We start from the raw sequence: 17064 nt of genomic DNA on the forward strand, positions 1-17064 counted from the left end.
AATCGACTTCACTAGGGAACTCTGACGAGTCCCACCACTCACGTAACTCTAGGAAAACTACCATGACCAAGAAAATACTCACATCGTTGACGCATGTTTTTATCATCGCCGTCACCTTCTTCACCGCACCGACCTTCGCCGCACCTCCGGCACCATCGCTCGAGTCAGATACCGACGATCGCCCTGTCATCCAGCTCGAACACAAAGGGCCAGTGAAAGTGGTCTATCAGGTGAGCGAAGACAAATGGAAAGACGGCGTTGGCAAGGCGTTTCTCTATTTGAAGAACCTTCGCGGCTATTACGCAAAACAGGGCATCGAAGGTGACCAATTAGACATTCATGCCGTCGTTCACGGCGACGCAGCGACGCACGTTTTGACCGACGAAGCTTACAACCGCGTCAAGGGAGTCGACACAGGCAACCCGAATACGAAGTTGCTTTCAGAGCTGAAGGAGATGGGGATCCAGGTTGAACTGTGTGATGTACGTCGGCAACGCGAAGGCTGGTCAAAGTCGGACATCCACGGCGACGTTCAGTTGGCCGCTGCGGCGTACGCCAGAATCATTGACTTGCAGCTCCAGGGCTACGCGTACATCAAGTTTTAGGCCGATCTTGTGTCTTGCGAATCCCACTACGAAGAGACGAAAGCAGGAATGCTGTGAACGAAGAACGAAGAGTCGCGTTGGCAACGATCAAGGAAGTCCAACGCGGAGTTGATTTGGCCAATCGCGTCCCCCGCTTTCGAGCGATCACCGTACTCGCAATGGTCGCCGTGAGTAGTGGTGTGTTTTGCATCGGTACTTCTCACTGTGCCGAAACAAAACCGCTCCTGTCGACCTCCGGTGTTTCAGCTGACGCAGACACTAGCGAGGTCAAATGGCTCACCGACTTTGAGCAAGCGATCGTCAAAGCGAAACGACTTGAACGTCCGCTACTGATCGACTTCGCCGCCTCCTGGTGTGTGCCGTGTCGAATCATGGACAAGAAGGTATGGCCCGACGCATCGGTTCAAAAAGCTCTCGAAAATGAAGTCGTCCCGTTGCGGGTCGACATGGACGGGAAACACGCCCCGCCGCTGATCGAGAAATTCAAGGTCGAATTCGTGCCAACGATTCTGATCGTGGACCAAAACGAGAACGAACTTGCCAGAGAGGGATTCGTCAATGCAGAGGAGTTCCTGGAGATGACTAGAAAGCTACGCAAAGAATAGCATTTGCCAACAGGTTCATCCCGTTAATCGTGTTTGCTTCTAGGCTGCCTTCCGGGATTGAATCGAAATACCGCTGGAACAAGCCACTCAACCGCATCTGATCTTGCCGCAGTGGGCGCTGGTTGAGCTTTCCATCCGACAGCAGGAACACAGGCGGGTCGGCCGCTTCCGGAACTTCCAGTCGCCCGCTCGCGACGAGTTCAATGTTCCTGCAACCGACGCAGCTTAGTTTCGGCCCGACCAAGCACTTTCGTCTTGAGCGATCGCTTGTACCTGTGGCCGCCGTAGCGGAAGCACACGTGATAGTTGCCGGACGGATCAGTCTGTAGTGAAGCCATGTTTGCTCTCCCTTGGATTGGGACGTGAGCGTAGGCAGGGCGACGTTGCCCAGACCAGCGACGCAGATGCAATGCAGGTGCAAGGTTGCCACTGATTTGTCACTGATCTTTCTGAGCGACCAAAAAAAAGGACTCAGGCCAATCGACCTAAGTCCTTAACTCGTAAAGAGTACCGAAGGAGGGACTCGAACCCTCACTGGATTGCTCCAACTGGATTTTGAATCCAGCGCGTCTGCCAATTCCGCCACTTCGGCTTGTGAGTGGGGATTATTGTGGACGGGGCGGGTTCTTGCAAGAGCCGTTAGAGACATCCTTTTGGCTTCCAAAAAGGACGTTTTGACCGCGGTCTTTCAATCGGCAAGATCGTCAAATTCGCCCGGTTTTCGACCGTCTGTGCCCTTTTTCGATCGGGGGCAACCGGTCGCTTGATCGCAAAGACGCGTGTTTCGTCCAACCTGAACTTGAGGGTTGCTGGAACCGGAGGGCTCGCGCCCTGCCGCTAAAAAGCTTAGCGGAACGGCGCGAGCCGTCCGGTGTCACCCTGAGTCTTAAAGTTTACTAGACAGAAGACATGGCCATGAGGGTTGCTGGAACCGGAGGGCTCGCGCCTTGCCGCGAAAAAACTTAGCGGAACGGCGCGAGCCGTCCGGTGTCACCCTGAGTCTTAAAGTTTACTAGACGGAAGGCATGGCCATGAGGGTTGCTGGAACCGGAGGGCTCGCGTCCTGCCGCGAAAAAACTTAGCGGAACGGCGCGAGCCGTCCGGTGTCACCCTGAGTCTTAAAGTTTACTAGACGGAAGGCATGGCCATGAGGGTTGCTGGAACCGGAGGGCTCGCGTCCTGCCGCTAAAAAACTTAGCGGAACGGCGCGAGCCGTCCGGTTTCACGCCAACTTTTTACGTTGAACACGACTAGAACGTGACTGGGAATTCGTATGCGAGTGCGGCGGTGTAGTAGGCGCGGGCGACGAAGTATTCGAGCTTAGCGTCGACCAGATCGCTGGCCGCTTCAATCGCGATCTGTTCTCTCAGGAAAACGGCCAACAAATCGCTCTCGCCGAGCTCGAACTTTCGCCGTTCGATCTGAGCCAAGTTGTTAGAGATTTGGACGGCATCGGCAATTTGATTGACGCGTCGATAGGCGGCGTCGATCGCGGCAACCGCGGTTTGAACTTCGACCGCGATCTTCTCGATCGTGAAATCGCGTTTGACCGTGATCTGGTTCAATTTAGCCCGAGCCGACCGCATTTTGCCGAACCCTTTGCGTCTCTGGACCGGCATTTCGAACTCGAATCCGAGTTCGAGTTCGAGTTCTGATTTGTCACGTTTGGAACTGGTCGGTTCCCCGACATCTTGTGACACGTTCGAGAACGCATCAAGGACCGGCAATGTCTGATTGCATGCCTCGGCATAGTCGACTTGGACGCGTCTGTATTCGGTGTTGAGGGCCGTCAATTCCGGGCGCATTCTAGCTGCGTACTGGATGTCCGCGTTGAGCTGCGACAGCTCATAGGGAACGACTTCAGGAAAGTTTGGCAATTCGTTGTCGGAGGGGATGCGTGGCTCGGACATCCCGTCTCGCAGGAACAGCGAAAGCTTGGCAGCGGTTTGTGTTCGCTTCCGCGTTAGGTCGATCAGTTTGCCTTGACGCTGCATGATCGCGCGTTGGTTATCGGCGAGGTCGGGATCGCCGAGATCACCTTCCTCGACGCGACGTGCGACTTGGCGGTTGCGGCGTTCGGCGAGTTGTAACGCAGATTCTCCGATTTGAACTTGGTTGCCGGCGGCGACCCATACCCAATATGCGATCGTCGCGTCGCGGATAGTTTCGATGACGGCCGAGCGGATTCTGGGTTCGGCGAGTTGGCGATCGTAGGTGGCTCGCCATAGTTCCGCCCGCCGAGCGTCAATCTCTCTGTCACGCAGGAGAGGCAATTGAAATCCCGCCTTGAATTCTCCTCCTTCGTTGGTTTGTCGCTCGCCATACCAGGGTTCAAAAACACCACGACCGATCCGATAACCACTGTAAACCTCGCCGCCCCGGTACAACGGTTGGTTCACACCGGCAGCGTTTTGATAGTTTTCGTAGTAGCCGAGTGGTTGGCTTTCGGAACGCGCCTTGAGCTTGGTGTCGAACTCTCCCCAGGCGGCGAGTTGATCTCCCGAGGTGCGGTCTCGCTCGAGGTAGGCAACCTGCACCGTGGGGAAGTAGCTCTGCACGGATCCGACGACATCCTGTAGTGGCAACCCCGACGTGATTTCAACGGCTGCCGGAAGTGCTGGCTGCAGAGGTGGCGCGGTCGATTGCACAGAGCCGTCATTGTCGGTCGCTCGCGGATCCGCGGGATTTTCCGGTGTTGCATTCGAGCCGGAAACGGCGGGGGCATCGAGATCGGTGGACTCACTCCGGGCCGATACCAGGCGAACGACGCTCGTGTCCGACGCTGTGGCGAGTTCTTCGGCCGAGCCCGGTTCGATCGCGGTCGCAGGCGCGGCGACCGAAACCGCTTCGCTCTTGGGGACATTCGAATCCGCCATCCGCAAGCGTCCATCGGTGGCGCAGCCTAATGCGACGACGCCACCGAGGCAAATGATCCACCCACGGGAAATCATCTTGAGCTCCGTTTCTGCCGTTCGGTGTTGCCGGAATGGTCGTTGCTGACGTTGCATACTCGAGTCAATTGGTTTCTCACGATTCTGTCACCGGACGCGGGGAAGACGCACCAAGTGATGAGGACGGGTGCGGATGACCCGCATGGCCCTCACGCTCGTCATGTTCGCGGCGTCCGGAAGCACGGGGATCCGTGTTGCAACCGGTACAACTGGCTTCGGCTGAATCGTGCAAGAAATTGCAGTTTGCTCCCGCGTTTACCGCCGACTACGTATCTTGCAGACGGGTTTTACAGCTGGTGCGGGCTGGGTAATTCTAAAAAGGTCTACCGATTAGCTAGGGAATTACTTACTATTTCGACTTGTCCGCCCGATACATGAGGGTAAAGTAAGTAATGTAATTCACGACATTTACTTCGTGAGAAAAGTTGCAGACACCAGTGTGAGAAGGCCAAAGCCGCTGATGCGGTACGCAAGATGCTCTCCCGCATGGGCTTATTAGGTTGCCTGACGCGGTTGCGAGCGGTGAATGAGTTACTTGAGGCCAGATTCGGGTCGGTATATTGGACGTGGACAAAAGAACAGAGTCTTCTAGGAATCGGTACCACACATGATCACTCCTGACGATCGGGCGACGCCACCGATTGGTCCGGCTGCCCAGCAAAGGCTCGCCGGTGAAGGGGCCGCTACGTTGGAACGTTTGGTCCGTGACCGCGTGAAGATGGAGCGGACGACTGTTCTTCGCACCTTTCATCTAACTCTTGAGAGCCACGAGGGAACGCTCCCTGATCAGTGGTGGCAGATTTTCACTGACGCCGCGTCTGGGTTGCAGCTGCGACCCGCTGTGCTGGATTGTTCAGTGGATCAGGTGGTCCGTCTGATTTCCGACGGCGCCGACGTGGTTGCGTTCTCACGCGGAAAGTTGGAGCCGTTGTCTGCGGACGTCACCGCGGAGGGGCAGGCATCGTGCGTCGAATTTCCGCGATGGTTCCTGATTCATCAAAATGCGAAGTCTCGGACCGTTATTTGGGAATCGAATCACGATAAGGAAGAAACCGTCTCCGAACGCGAACTCAGGCGGCGTCTCGAACCGTTAGCGGAGGATGAGCGGATCCGCTGCATCGCGTTTGATTGGCGCGAGTTATCGATTTCGGGCGGGGAACATGGCTCAGCGGCACCGATGAAGCCGCTCACTCGGTTGGTGCATTTGGTCCGTCCGGAATGGACTGACATTTGGCTGGTGATCGTCTTCGCCTTCGTCGTCGGCTTGTTCACGTTGGCGACACCGATTGCGGTGGAGGCGTTGGTGAATACGGTTGCCTTCGGGCGGTTTGTGCAACCGATCGTGGTGCTGGCGTTGATCTTATTGTTCTTTCTAAGCGTTTCCGCCGCGATGCTGGCGTTACAAACGTACATCGTCGAAATCATCCAGCAACGATTGTTTGCGCGTGTAGCCGGGGATCTCGCTCACCGGTTGCCGCGAGTTTCGACTGAGGGTGTCGAGGATCAATATTTGCCTGAGTTGACCAATCGTTTCTTCGACGTGGTCACGGTGCAGAAGGCGACCGCGTCCATCTTGCTTGACGGCATCGCGCTGGTGATGAGTGCCGCGATTGGGATGATCGTGCTCGGCTTTTACCACCCATTCCTATTGGGGTTCGACGCGCTCCTGGTAGCCTCGATTGTGTTTCTGATCATCGTCCTGGGACGCGGCGCGGTGAAGACCGCGGTGAAAGAATCCAAGAGCAAGTACTACATGGCGGCTTGGTTAGAGGATGTTTCGCGGTGCCATACGACTTTTCAATCCGCCGCCGGTAAACGTCTTTCGGCAAGTCGTTCGGATCGGTTGGTGTATGACTACCTGGTCAATCGAAAGCGGCATTTCCGTGTGCTGTTGCGGCAAATCTTGTTTGCCCTTGGGTTGCAAGCGATCGCGAGCACGGCATTGCTGGGTTTGGGCGGATATCTTGTCATTGCCGGTGAACTCACGCTCGGGCAGTTGGTGGCCGCCGAGTTGATCGTGGCGGTCATCGTCGGTGCGTTCGCAAAGATGGGCAAGCACCTCGAAGGATTTTACGACTTACTTGCGTCCGTCGATAAACTGGGCGTGCTCTTTGATCTTCCCATGGCTCGGCAAGGCACCGGGCTGCACATGACATCGGACGAACCGGTTGCCGTTGAACTCGATAACGTTACTTACCATCGTGCGGGGACCAAGAACATCTTCGCACCGGTGACGGCGCACCTGCCCGCGGGCAGTTCCACGGCCGTCGTCGGACGTTCGGGGGCGGGTAAATCGACAATGCTCGACCTGATCCACGGCGTACGCAGGCCCACTGCGGGAATCGTTTTAGTCGATTCGTCGCAGCCCAGCGATTTTCAATCCGATGATTTTTGGAATCGTGTCGAATTGGTTCGTGATGGAGAGGTGTTTTCGGCGAGCGTGGAGGAGAACGTGCACGTGCAGCGTACTGACGTTTCCGGTCAAGATGTCGAGGATGCTTTGCAGGCGGTTGGAATTGCCGATACCCTGAATGCGTTGCCCGACGGGATGCAGACGCATCTGGCTAGCAGCGGAGCACCATTGGCTTCCAACCAGGTTCGCTTGGTGTTGCTCGCACGGGCGATCGCGAGTCGTCCGAATCTGATGTTGATTGATGGTTTGCTCGATTCATTGAGCGACGAGGAGGCGGAACGAATCCTCAACCATTTGCTCGCCCCGGAGCGGCCTTGGACGATTATCATCGCGACCGGGCGACAATGGATTGCAAATCGATGTGATCATACGATTGAGTTACGTTCTTCGCGGATCGGAAAACAGCTCGATACCTACGCAAGCACAACGGCGGAGAAGGTCTGATGAACACCATTACAGATTCACAACCGAAGCCCGCTGATTCACCCGAAACCACGACTCGGAAATCGTCTGTTCAAGCAGATCCGAAACGGCGCCGTCGTCGGGCAATGATTTTGCCGGAAGCGTATGACGAGCGCGCTATGCCGTCGTTGAAACTGACGCGTTCGTCTAAGAAGGCGCGAATGATCGGACGCACGTTGGTGGTTCTGATCGTGATCGGCTTTATCGTTGTCGCGATTGCGCCGTGGCAACAATCGGTGAAAGGTAGCGGATCGGTGATCGCCTTTTCGCCACGTGATCGAACGCAGACGATTGAGTCACCGACGAAAGGGCGAATCGTGTCGTTCGGGGAAGGCATCTACGAGAACGCCCACGTCACCGAGGGCGAAGTGATTGTCGAGATTCGAGATCTCGATGAGTCGTATTACGGCCGCTTGCAATCGCAGCTCAATGCCGGTCAAGAACAAATCAGGTCGCTCGAGAGCGTCGTCGCGGCGGGACGTCGGAACCTGGTCAACGCCGAAACCATGGTCGAGACGCTGCAAGCACAACTGCGTTCCTACGAGAGCGTGAAAGAGCAGATCATCGCATCGGCCGACGCGAGTGTTGAAGCGTCGATAGCCAAGGTTGTTTCACAGGAACAAAAGCTCGCCGAAGTGAAGGCGACACTGACTCAGGCACGCGCCGACTATGAGCGTCAGCGAACGTTGTTCAACGAACGGATCGCGTCCGAGTTGAAGTTTCAAACTTCGGAACAAAAATTCCGTGAAGCCGAAGCCAAACTCGCTCAAGCCGAAGCCGACTTGGACGCCGCTAAGGCAGCTTTGGACGAGAAGCGTCGGGATCGCAATGCAAAGGAACAGAAGGCACAAGCTGATATCGAATACGCCCGCTCGACGCTGAATAAGGCGCAAAGCGACGTCTCCAAGGCTGAAAGCGACATCGCAAAAGCAACTTCGGAACTGAACAAGTCGCAGAAGGACTTGCTCGATATCGAGACCAAACTCGCTCGACAATCCAATCAAACTATCCGTGCCCCGTTTGACGGATATTTGACGCAAATTGTTCCCAATCTAGGAAGTGCGGTACTCAAGGAAGGCGATCCGATTTGTGTGATCGTTCCCGACACCGCCGATCGTGCGGTGCAAATTTGGTTGGACGGTAACGACGCTCCGTTGGTCAGTCCGGGCCGGCACGTGCGATTGCAGTTCGAAGGCTGGCCGGCGGTTCAATTCGCGGGTTGGCCTAGCGTCGCAGTCGGCACCTTTGGCGGCGAAGTCGTCTCGGTGGATGCGACCGATAACGGCAAAGGAAAATTCCGAGTCTTGGTCCGGCCCGAGGATATGAACAGTTGGCCCGAAGACCGTTATCTGCGTCAGGGCGTTCGCGCTAACGCTTGGGTGCTAATCAACCGCGTGCCGCTGTGGTTCGAAATCTGGCGGAACATGAATGGGTTCCCACCAATGATTGACGATCAAGCGAAAGAGACGACCAAATCAAAACCGCCGAAGGTAAAGATCTAAATAGGTTGGCAGGAATCATTGAGCAGAATCCTGCCGGCCGTTTGGGCGTCTCATTCTTTGCTATGGCGTGGAAACTGAAGTAACCAAGTTTCGTTTCGGTTCTTAGTCGTGATGGGACGTTGATTGCTTTAGTGCTACTTTTAGTGGAACGGCGCAAGCCGTCCCGGTCCCGCGTTAATGGATGGCTTGCACTGTTCCTTTACGCCGTTTAGCAGAAGGACGCGAGTCCTCCGGTTTGGGCAACCCAACATTTTTGGTTAGATGATGCGCTAGCCCAGGTTTGACCTCTCAACCGTGGTTAATGCCAAACGGCTAATATCCCGCAAGACTTTCTTCGACTTGCTCAACGCTCGGGGCGTCATGCGATTGCGGATTCCATCTGCTCACGACGAATCATCAACCCGTTGTCAGATGAACAGCGGATACCGCGTGAGGTCGCCGCGCCGGTCAAAACGATAAACCTCGCTCTTGGTTCGTAACGACACATCCCGTCCATCGCTCGATCGATCGGGCGTTGGTGAGTATCGATGCGTCCGAGAGCACGTGCGCATCGTCGTTAATTTGGTTGAGCAGAACGTGGTCAATGGTCAATCCTGCTGATGCAGCGGCTCGAACGCAGGCGACGCAGTCGTGGATGACGCCCAAGCGATTCGGAGCGACCAAGACAACTCGCATTTCGGGCAGCCTTTCGCGAAGTCGAAGGGCGTAATCGATATTCAACATCGACTCCGATAGTGGGCTAAAAAGCCCGCCGGCGCCTTCAACGATCAACAGGTCTGGCGCGTAATCGATCCAAGGTTCGATGCCGGCCAGGAGTTGATCTTCATCAACCGTCGTGTTCTGCGTTTTGGCCGCTTCGGGTGGCGCGAGTGCTGCCTCGAATCGTTGGGGGCACACGGTGTGCAGGGTTAACGGACCGCCGGCGGATTCCCACAGCATTTTGGCATCGGGAGCCACCATCTCGCCGTCATCCCCGATCGCACAACCGCTGGCCACCGGTTTGTAGACTCCGACGCGGCGGCCCTGTGCAAGACTCGTTTGCGCCAATCGAGACGCACAGTATGTTTTACCGACGTCAGTGCCGGTTCCCGTAAAAAAATAGACATCCATCGCCATGAAATTTCCCACTGTCCAATTATCGCTCGTTCAAATGCGCGACGCTGGCTCGAAAACCGCGTCGATCGCCGCCGCCACTCAATGGATCGAAAAGGCCGCTGCGGAAGGCGGCCAAGTGATTTGTTTGCAAGAACTTTTTGCAACGTGCTATCCCTGTCAGGCGGAAGATCACTGCATGTTCGATCTTGCTGAATCGATTCCCGGCCCGACCACGGACGCCATGTCGGCGCTCGCTCGTCGTTTGCAAGTCGTGATCGTGTGCCCGATTTTCGAAAAACGGGCAGCGGGCGTCTATCACAATACCGTCGCAGTGCTCGATGCCGATGGATCAATCGCCGGCGTGTATCGAAAAATGCACATTCCCGACGACCCGTTGTACTACGAAAAGTTCTATTTCACACCCGGTGATGTCGCGCAGCCCTCGGCTGCCGTCCCAGCGGATCGACCCAATGGTTTCAACGTCATCAAGACGCGATACGCGAAACTCGGCGTTGGGATTTGTTGGGATCAGTGGTACCCGGAAGCGGCTCGTCTCTTTGCCCTCGCCGGAGCGGACATTTTGTTGTACCCGACCGCAATCGGTTGGATCGACGAAGAAAAAGACGAGTTTGGCGCCGGGCAGCTCGACGCGTGGATGACCAGCATGCGGGCGCACGCGATCGCGAACGGCATCTTTGTCGGAGCCCCAAACCGGGTGGGAGTGGAAGGGCGTGTGGAGTTCTGGGGAAATTCCTTCATCGCTTCGCCTCGCGGCGAATTGCTCAGTCGTGCGGACGATCACACCGACGGGGTGATCACCGCCGAATGCTCACTCGAGGAAATGGACGTTGTCCGCACGCATTGGCCGTTCTTGCGAGATCGCCGCGTCGACGCGTACGGGGATCTGACACGACGTTTTATCGATTAAGCGTTGGGGGATCGCCTGATCAGACCACTTCCAGTGTGACGTCCATCCCGAGTTCGTTACCGAGCTGACGGATGCGTTCGTTTGGACGTTCTCCGCAGAGTCCTGAGATGGATTCAGGGATCGAGAGGATGACGGCACCGGCGTCATCCTTTCGCAGAGTTAGTTTCGAGATCACCCCGGGCATGGTGGCGGAAAAGAGATACAGGACGCGGAACATTGCCGCCAACACGCGAGCTTTTTTCTGGACCGCCGGTGATGCGAGTGCGGCGATCGCGGGCGGATTGACTTTGGATCCCAAACCGGTGTAGCGGTAGTAGTTTGCCATTGCGAGGTAGGCGCGGCCCTCGTGAGTGATTCCCACAAATCCCGCGTTGCCGATGATGCCGATGTATTGCTGCGCCCTGAAGTCGGGGTGCGCCCGCCACGCGATGTCTGCGAGGTAACACGATGCGGTGCGATGACGCCGATCGTCTTCGGATTCTTCAATCCCCAACGTCGCGAACGCGGCATCGGTCCATGTTGCCAATTCGAGGCAGTGTTCCGGGTTTCGCGATCGCAGCGTCGAGAGGTCCTGACACGCTTCCAATAGCGAGTCGCCGGACTGCTCTTCCGGTGATAGCATCGAGTACAGCACACCTTCGCGGAGGCCGACCGATGACATGACCACGCGGTCAGCCTTCAATGCGCGAAGCGTTTCTCGCATGACGACTGCACCGATCGGCAGCAGATCACGACGGTTCCTCGAAACCGCTTCGATCCCGGTGACCTTTGACAGATCATCGGTCGCGATCGACTTGCAGAAGTCCATCATTTCGGTGGCCGATAACTCGTAATCATGTACGAGCGGAAGCGGATAGTTCTTGTTGGCGATATGCAGTTTTGCGAGCGACCGCCATGTTCCGCCGATCGCGTAGAAGTTTCGTTCAATGCCCGGCCAATTGAGTGAAACCTCTTTCAGCTTTGCCCGCGCAAGTTTCTTCGCAACGCTCAGCGACCCGCCCGACAATTCTGCCAATTTCAAACCACCGAGTGGCAGCGTGATCCCTTCACCGAGTTCTTTTTCGACGGTGATCAGTTCGAGTGATCCGCCTCCGATATCACCGGCGATACCGGTGGGGCGATGAAATCCACATTGGATACCCATCGCCGAATACCTCGCCTCCATCGGTCCGGTGAGCACTTCAACTTGGCACCCGGTAATCCGCGTGACGGCTTCGATGAACTCTTCGCCGTTCTCCGCATCACGGACCGCAGCGGTCGCGATCACATGGGTTTTTGCAACGTTCAGTTGGTTGGCCAGAGCGCGGAAACGCTTGAGTGCCAAAAACGTTCGTTCGACCCCGCTTTCGTTGAGGCGATTGCTCTTCACCATTCCCCGTCCCAACCCGCAGAGAACCTTCTCGTTGAAGAGAACCGAGGGGGCTGGCGTCAGGCCTTCGTAAATTACCTGACGGACCGAGTTGGAGCCGATATCGATCACGGCAATCGGAACGAGCGTTTGAAGACGTCCTTGGCCGAGTTCCAATGGCGGTGAAGAAGAATCGATCGTTGTCACGCTTTCTACAACATGAAATGGACGACGGGCCCATCGACAAATCGGCCCGACCGGAGTCGAGCCAAAAGCCTAGTGAATCCGTGGCCAAGTGACAACGGTCGTGATTGCACGGAACATCACATCAGGCGTGCGAACGTCACGGCGTGCGAACAACCCGCCCGGAGTGAGATCATCGATCACGCCGCGTAAGAGACGCGACGTCAGAACGCGTCGCGGATCTCCGCGAGACTGACGCCGAGCAAACGTTGCGCGATCGGATCGAGCTGGGATTCAGGGCCTTGGATGTGCCAAGTTCGCTGGACATGCTTCATCGTTTCTCCGGGCTGCAAAGCGGCCGCGGGCGACGACGACTCGAGTTCGTAAAACGGACCAAGTGGTGGCTCGCCCGGCGCCGGTGAACCGTCGTTGTACGAATTCACGACATCGCCCGAGTAAGGATCGTCTTGATGTTCCCACATCGAGTTGACGAAGCCGTTGGGAGCATCCTGAACGTTGTAGGTGAGAATCGTCAGCACTTGACCGTCAGCGTCGTAGCTGCCCGCAATGCCCTTGGACCGTGCCGGGCTGATGCCGATCTTTCCACGTCGGGTTCCATCGCCCTTGAAGAACAGGACGTCCTCTTCGACCTTCAGGTATTCCGCGGGGACTTTGCCAAAATAGGTGTCGTTCACCTTGGGACCGAGTTCCGCCTCATCGCCAGCTTTAAAAGGGATCACCACGGTTGTGTTGGGCGATGGGTTGTACATTCCGAGCATCCAAATGGATAGCAAGCCTTTTTCGGGCGTCCAAGCATCTTCGCCACGATTCGTGATTCGGTTGTCGGTTTCGTAACCGACGAAACGCAGTTCATCGGCCAAGTCTCCGCCGACCAGCGAAGTCGCTGCATCGCGTCCGAGCATCTTGACGGTACGGTGAATCCCCACGTCAAACTGAGTGCCACTAAAATTGACGAGTTCGGCCGTGTGTTCGAAGCTTGCCGTGTCTTCGGAGTTTTCGACGACGCGAAACGCTTCGGTGTCGATGGCAGGCGGCGTCGTCCAGTCTTCGAATTCAAACTTCGACCCTGGTTTGAAGAAGATTGCAAACTGGCCGCCTTCGGGGCCGAGCCAAAAACGTTCCTCTCCGCCGAAGATGTAAATGTGCTCTTCGAGTCGTCCCGCGCGTTCTTCGTCTGACAGTAATCCCTTCTCGATCACAGGCCGGTTGATCCATCCAAAGCTCGGACCGTTTTTCTGATCGAAGGTGCTTGTCATCACGCGTCCCTGATAGGCCGGGGCCACCGCGATTGCGGCATCGCCCTGGCGAAGGATCAAAAGATCGGTGTGAGATTCCATGAATGCCACATCGTCCGCAAAGGGAACGACCTTGGTGGGAGCATCCGTTTCTTGGGCCGACGATTTTCCGGTGATGGTCATAAGCAACAGGAGCGAGATCGCCCACCTTGTGTTAGAAGAAATGGTGCTGTCGTGAAATCTGGGAAGGTTCGTCGTCATCAGTTTCGTTATCTCGTTGTGCGTGAAGCTTGGTGGGGCAACATCAGGCGGTGGGGCGTGGACGCTCGTTTCGTCTGCAGCACGCTGGTCGTGACAATTCATGACACTTTTACCGCACGGTCGCAGGCAAAACACAATCGTGGTAACCGAACGCCGCACTTCCCATCCACGAGCCATCTTTCAGATTGTGATCCTATCACAATAATTTTGGATGCGGGTTGGGCAATGCGATAATGCGGCATTAAGTTGACGTTTTGCGGCAGGTTGAGCCCCGTAAATGCATTTTTGGCGGGTGAACGACTCAGCCGTTTTGCACGCGTGCGAATTCCCGCGACGTTGATTGCGGATGACAAAAAACTTGCTTGTCTGTGCTATCGCAGTTCGATACCCAGCGGCAGTGAGTCTCCAAAGATCGCTTCTTGTTCCTCGTGATCGAATTGTCCGCCTTCCGCTACCAACCGTAAAAAATGGGCCGGTGCGTCGAGGTCCTCAAGTTGCCTTAACACTCGCTGGCGATCCGAGTCGTCGAGGTCGCGGAAACGATCATGACAACGCCGCGAAAGTTGTGTCAATGCGAGCGCCGCGGTCGATCGAATTTGCTCGGGATGCCCCGTCTGTTTGGATGACGTCGCTGCGGGGGTATGGACCGCCGGGCAAGTCAGCAATTTTTGCAGGATGTTCGACGCATCACGCGTCCCAATGACGAGGTTGATTGGACCGTAGGCAGGGATGCGCGTCGCCATGCGCCCGATCGCCCAAAGCAAAGCGGGATAAAGCGCACGGGCGTTCTTGCGTTCGAGCTGTCGCAGCGCCGCGCGGGTCAGGTCGAGCTTGTCCGCGATCGGCAAACGCTCGAGCGATCCCGCCAATCGCCAAGCTTCGAGTGCTTCCGCGGATTCGGGGCGGAGCGTGCCCGACATCAGGTTGCGTTTTAAAACGCTTGCCAATTGAGCTTGCTGACCGTCGGTCAGGCCCCCGGCGATTCGTCGCCACAAGATCAAAGTCTCGGCTCGGGTTTGCGGATCGTCGTGGGCGATTTTACCAAACAGCAACCGCCACGTTTGACTGGTTCGCCAATCGTCGACCGCGACGCCGTAACCCGGACGCAGAGAATAGCCGAGCAGGTTGAGCCAGCGGGATTCGTGAGCGGGAGAACGCCGACGTTGGGGCTCAACTCGCACGAGCGATTCCCAAATGCCTCGCAGCAAGACGGGTGGCCAGTCGTCGCGTTTGAGTTCCAAGCTCGACTGCAATCGTTTCACCAGCTTGGCCGGTTTTTCATCTCCTCGAACGAACACCGATTCGATTTCACGCTCGCACGCTTCGAGCGTTTCTTCATCGACGATCCCTGACGCTTCCCCGCCACCCTGGTGTGCATCACGATCGGTTTCCAAGGTCGCACGGATATCAAAATCGAGTTTCCACCGTCGCTTGCGCTGAGACGGTTTGGCCGAACCATCGGATTCGCCAGTCTCGGTTTTAGACACGCCATCGCCTGCTGCGACACAGTAAACTCCGATCGTCCCGATTTCCGAGAGCTGCGTTTCGATCACAATTTTGAGCGTCGTTTGAGCCTTGCGATTGCGATCTCGCAGCGCGGTATGAATCGGCGGCAACGCGGTCATTTCGGAAGCGTCGATGTCGACCACGTCGCCGGGGCGATCGGCGAGCCGCGTGCTGCTCACCCAGAGAGGGAAACTGACCGGAACCCCAACACGCAGTTCCATTGGCAAGGAATCGATTCGGTAAGTTTGTCCGGCTTGAGCGTCCGCGGGAATCATGCAGACGGCGCGGGGCGGCGACTGCGAAATCTGCATGAAATAGGTGCGTGCGAGGTTGGCAGCGATTCGCACGCCTTCGCCTCGGCGTACCAATGCGTAGTAAGCGGCACCTTGGGCGACGGCCAGGTCCAACCGCGGCGACTGCAACGTCTCGGGACGCCAATGAGAGTCTTCGCCACCAAACCACTTCGCCAAACAGTCGACCAGCCGGTCCTGAATGGCGCCCGATCGCAACACTCCACCGTTAAACAGCACCAGGTCAACGCGGCGTGAGTCGACCGCGTCATCATCGACTCCGGTGTCGCGGTGCGCCCTCAGGAATTCGGCGAGGTGTTTGGTGATGGCAGGGTCAGCGGCGTAAGGCAGCCCGAGTTCTTGGAACCCGCTCTGACCGCCGATGACCGACGCATCCAACGGAACCTCCGGGAAGAACCCGTCCAACAACACCCGATCGACCTGCTCCGCCGTCACCGTCAGTGAGATCGAATCTCCGATCAACGAGGAGCCTTCGCCGGATAGGTGAATCGTCGTCTCGGACGGCCGGCCCGGAGAAAGCATCATCTCTTTGACGCCACGAGCGGCGGCGACGAGTCGTTGCCATCGTCTCGCCGGTAACGCCGAATCGAGTCGCGACTCGGCGTCTTTGGCGATCGCCAAGTCGAGATTGTCTCCGCCTAAGATTAAATGCTTACCCACTGCGATGCGGTGGAACTGCACCGCACCACTTTTTACTTCCACGTCACCCTCTTCACCGCTTTGGCGCGTCGCGGCGGGGCGGACACGGATCAGCGTTAAGTCCGTTGTCCCGCCGCCGATGTCGCAAACCAAAATCAATTGACCAACACGCACCCGGTCGGTCCAGTCGTCGGTGTGACGATCGAGCCAGGCGTAGAACGCGGCTTGGGGCTCTTCGATCAATTGGATCCTAGGTAACCCCGCTTGGGCGGCCGCCGCGACGGTCAACTCCCGTGCGACTTCGTCAAACGAGGCGGGCAGTGTGATCACCACGTCTTGCTGCGCCATCGGATGTTCGGGATGGACTGCATCCCAGGCCGAACGGAGATGAGCGAGATAGGCAGCCGAAGCGGCCATCGGGGACTTCTTAGTGACATCGCCATCGCCGTGCCACGGCAGCAGATCGCTGGATCGATCGACGCCCTCGTGCGACAGCCAGCTTTTTGCTGAGGCGATCAGGCGGCCGGGATGAGAGGATCCGGCGACTCTCGCGTGCTCCCCAACCCGCTCGTTTAAAGGGTCCACCAAAAAATGGGCGAGCTGTCGGTTGGACTTCGCTGCCTCAGCCGCCTTGATTTCCGAATCGGTCAACGTGTAGTGGAACGATGGCAGCGTCGTACGCGATTCGAGGATATCGAGATCCACCCACTGTGGGACCGAAAAAACCTCGACGCGGCGAGATTCCGCGTCCGTGTCGACGTACGCGAGCACACAGTTGGTGGTGCCCAAATCGATGCCGACGCAGTACCGCGGGGGACTGTCGATATCTGTCGAGGAGGAGGTTTCAGGAGAAGACTGGTCAGGTGAAGACATGCAAATTTGCTAGCTGGTGTGAATGATCGAATCCGCATTTTAGACCGAGGCGATCGTCGCCCCCAGAGGGCCAACCGTGCCGCGTGCGGGAGTCTGGCTCGGATTCAAGGAATCTCGGACGACGAC

11 protein-coding genes and 1 tRNA gene are annotated in these 17064 nt (G+C 56.9%); 5 read left to right on the forward strand and 7 right to left on the reverse strand.

Features of this window, described 5'->3' with window-relative positions; all coding sequences use genetic code 11:
• Window positions 1-62: 62 nt before the first annotated feature.
• Together NB063_RS05870 and NB063_RS05875 are read left to right on the forward strand one after the other, a co-directional pair.
• On the forward strand, window positions 63-605 hold the full coding sequence (locus NB063_RS05870; RefSeq protein WP_250927824.1) for a DsrE family protein: 543 nt from the start codon (window positions 63-65) through the stop codon (window positions 603-605).
• 53 nt (window positions 606-658) lie between these two features.
• Window positions 659-1210, forward strand: coding sequence for a thioredoxin family protein (locus NB063_RS05875; protein ID WP_250927825.1), 552 nt, complete (start codon window positions 659-661; stop codon window positions 1208-1210).
• A gap of 200 nt (window positions 1211-1410) precedes the next feature.
• On the opposite strand, the gene NB063_RS05880 is transcribed toward NB063_RS05875, so the two are convergent.
• The 3 genes from NB063_RS05880 to NB063_RS05890 form a co-directional block, all read right to left on the reverse strand.
• On the reverse strand, window positions 1411-1548 hold the full coding sequence (locus NB063_RS05880) for a hypothetical protein (RefSeq protein WP_250927826.1): 138 nt from the start codon (window positions 1546-1548) through the stop codon (window positions 1411-1413).
• 170 nt (window positions 1549-1718) lie between these two features.
• Window positions 1719-1802, reverse strand: a tRNA-Leu gene (locus tag NB063_RS05885).
• 658 nt (window positions 1803-2460) lie between these two features.
• Entirely contained in the window at window positions 2461-4161 is a 1701-nt protein-coding gene (locus NB063_RS05890) for a TolC family protein (protein WP_250927827.1), read from the reverse strand.
• A gap of 607 nt (window positions 4162-4768) precedes the next feature.
• Here NB063_RS05890 and NB063_RS05895 point away from each other — a divergent pair.
• Window positions 4769-7018 carry a peptidase domain-containing ABC transporter gene (locus tag NB063_RS05895; protein WP_250927828.1) on the forward strand — a complete coding sequence of 750 codons (2250 nt, stop codon included), beginning with the start codon at window positions 4769-4771 and terminating at the stop codon, window positions 7016-7018.
• Window positions 7018-8538 carry an HlyD family secretion protein gene (locus tag NB063_RS05900; protein WP_250927829.1) on the forward strand — a complete coding sequence of 507 codons (1521 nt, stop codon included), beginning with the start codon at window positions 7018-7020 and terminating at the stop codon, window positions 8536-8538. The genes NB063_RS05895 and NB063_RS05900 overlap by 1 nt, the downstream gene beginning before the upstream one ends.
• Before the next feature lie 447 nt (window positions 8539-8985).
• Here the strand turns inward: NB063_RS05900 and bioD are convergent, their stop codons facing one another.
• On the reverse strand, window positions 8986-9654 hold the full coding sequence (gene bioD, locus NB063_RS05905; RefSeq protein ID WP_250927830.1) for a dethiobiotin synthase: 669 nt from the start codon (window positions 9652-9654) through the stop codon (window positions 8986-8988).
• On the opposite strand from bioD, the gene NB063_RS05910 reads away from it, so the two are divergent.
• Window positions 9653-10561, forward strand: coding sequence for a carbon-nitrogen hydrolase (locus tag NB063_RS05910; protein WP_250927831.1), 909 nt, complete (start codon window positions 9653-9655; stop codon window positions 10559-10561). The genes bioD and NB063_RS05910 overlap by 2 nt on opposite strands.
• A gap of 19 nt (window positions 10562-10580) precedes the next feature.
• On the opposite strand, the gene NB063_RS05915 is transcribed toward NB063_RS05910, so the two are convergent.
• The 3 genes from NB063_RS05915 to NB063_RS05925 form a co-directional block, all read right to left on the reverse strand.
• Entirely contained in the window at window positions 10581-12116 is a 1536-nt protein-coding gene (locus NB063_RS05915; protein ID WP_250927832.1) for a Ppx/GppA phosphatase family protein, read from the reverse strand.
• A gap of 200 nt (window positions 12117-12316) precedes the next feature.
• Window positions 12317-13531 carry a DUF6786 family protein gene (locus tag NB063_RS05920; RefSeq protein WP_250927858.1) on the reverse strand — a complete coding sequence of 405 codons (1215 nt, stop codon included), beginning with the start codon at window positions 13529-13531 and terminating at the stop codon, window positions 12317-12319.
• 449 nt (window positions 13532-13980) lie between these two features.
• Complete coding sequence (locus tag NB063_RS05925) at window positions 13981-16938, reverse strand: hsp70 family protein (RefSeq protein WP_250927833.1); 2958 nt, start codon at window positions 16936-16938, stop codon at window positions 13981-13983.
• Between the last annotated feature and the right edge of the window lie 126 nt (window positions 16939-17064).

This window comes from Aporhodopirellula aestuarii, assembly GCF_023701485.1.
GTDB classification, from domain to species: domain Bacteria; phylum Planctomycetota; class Planctomycetia; order Pirellulales; family Pirellulaceae; genus Rhodopirellula; species Rhodopirellula aestuarii.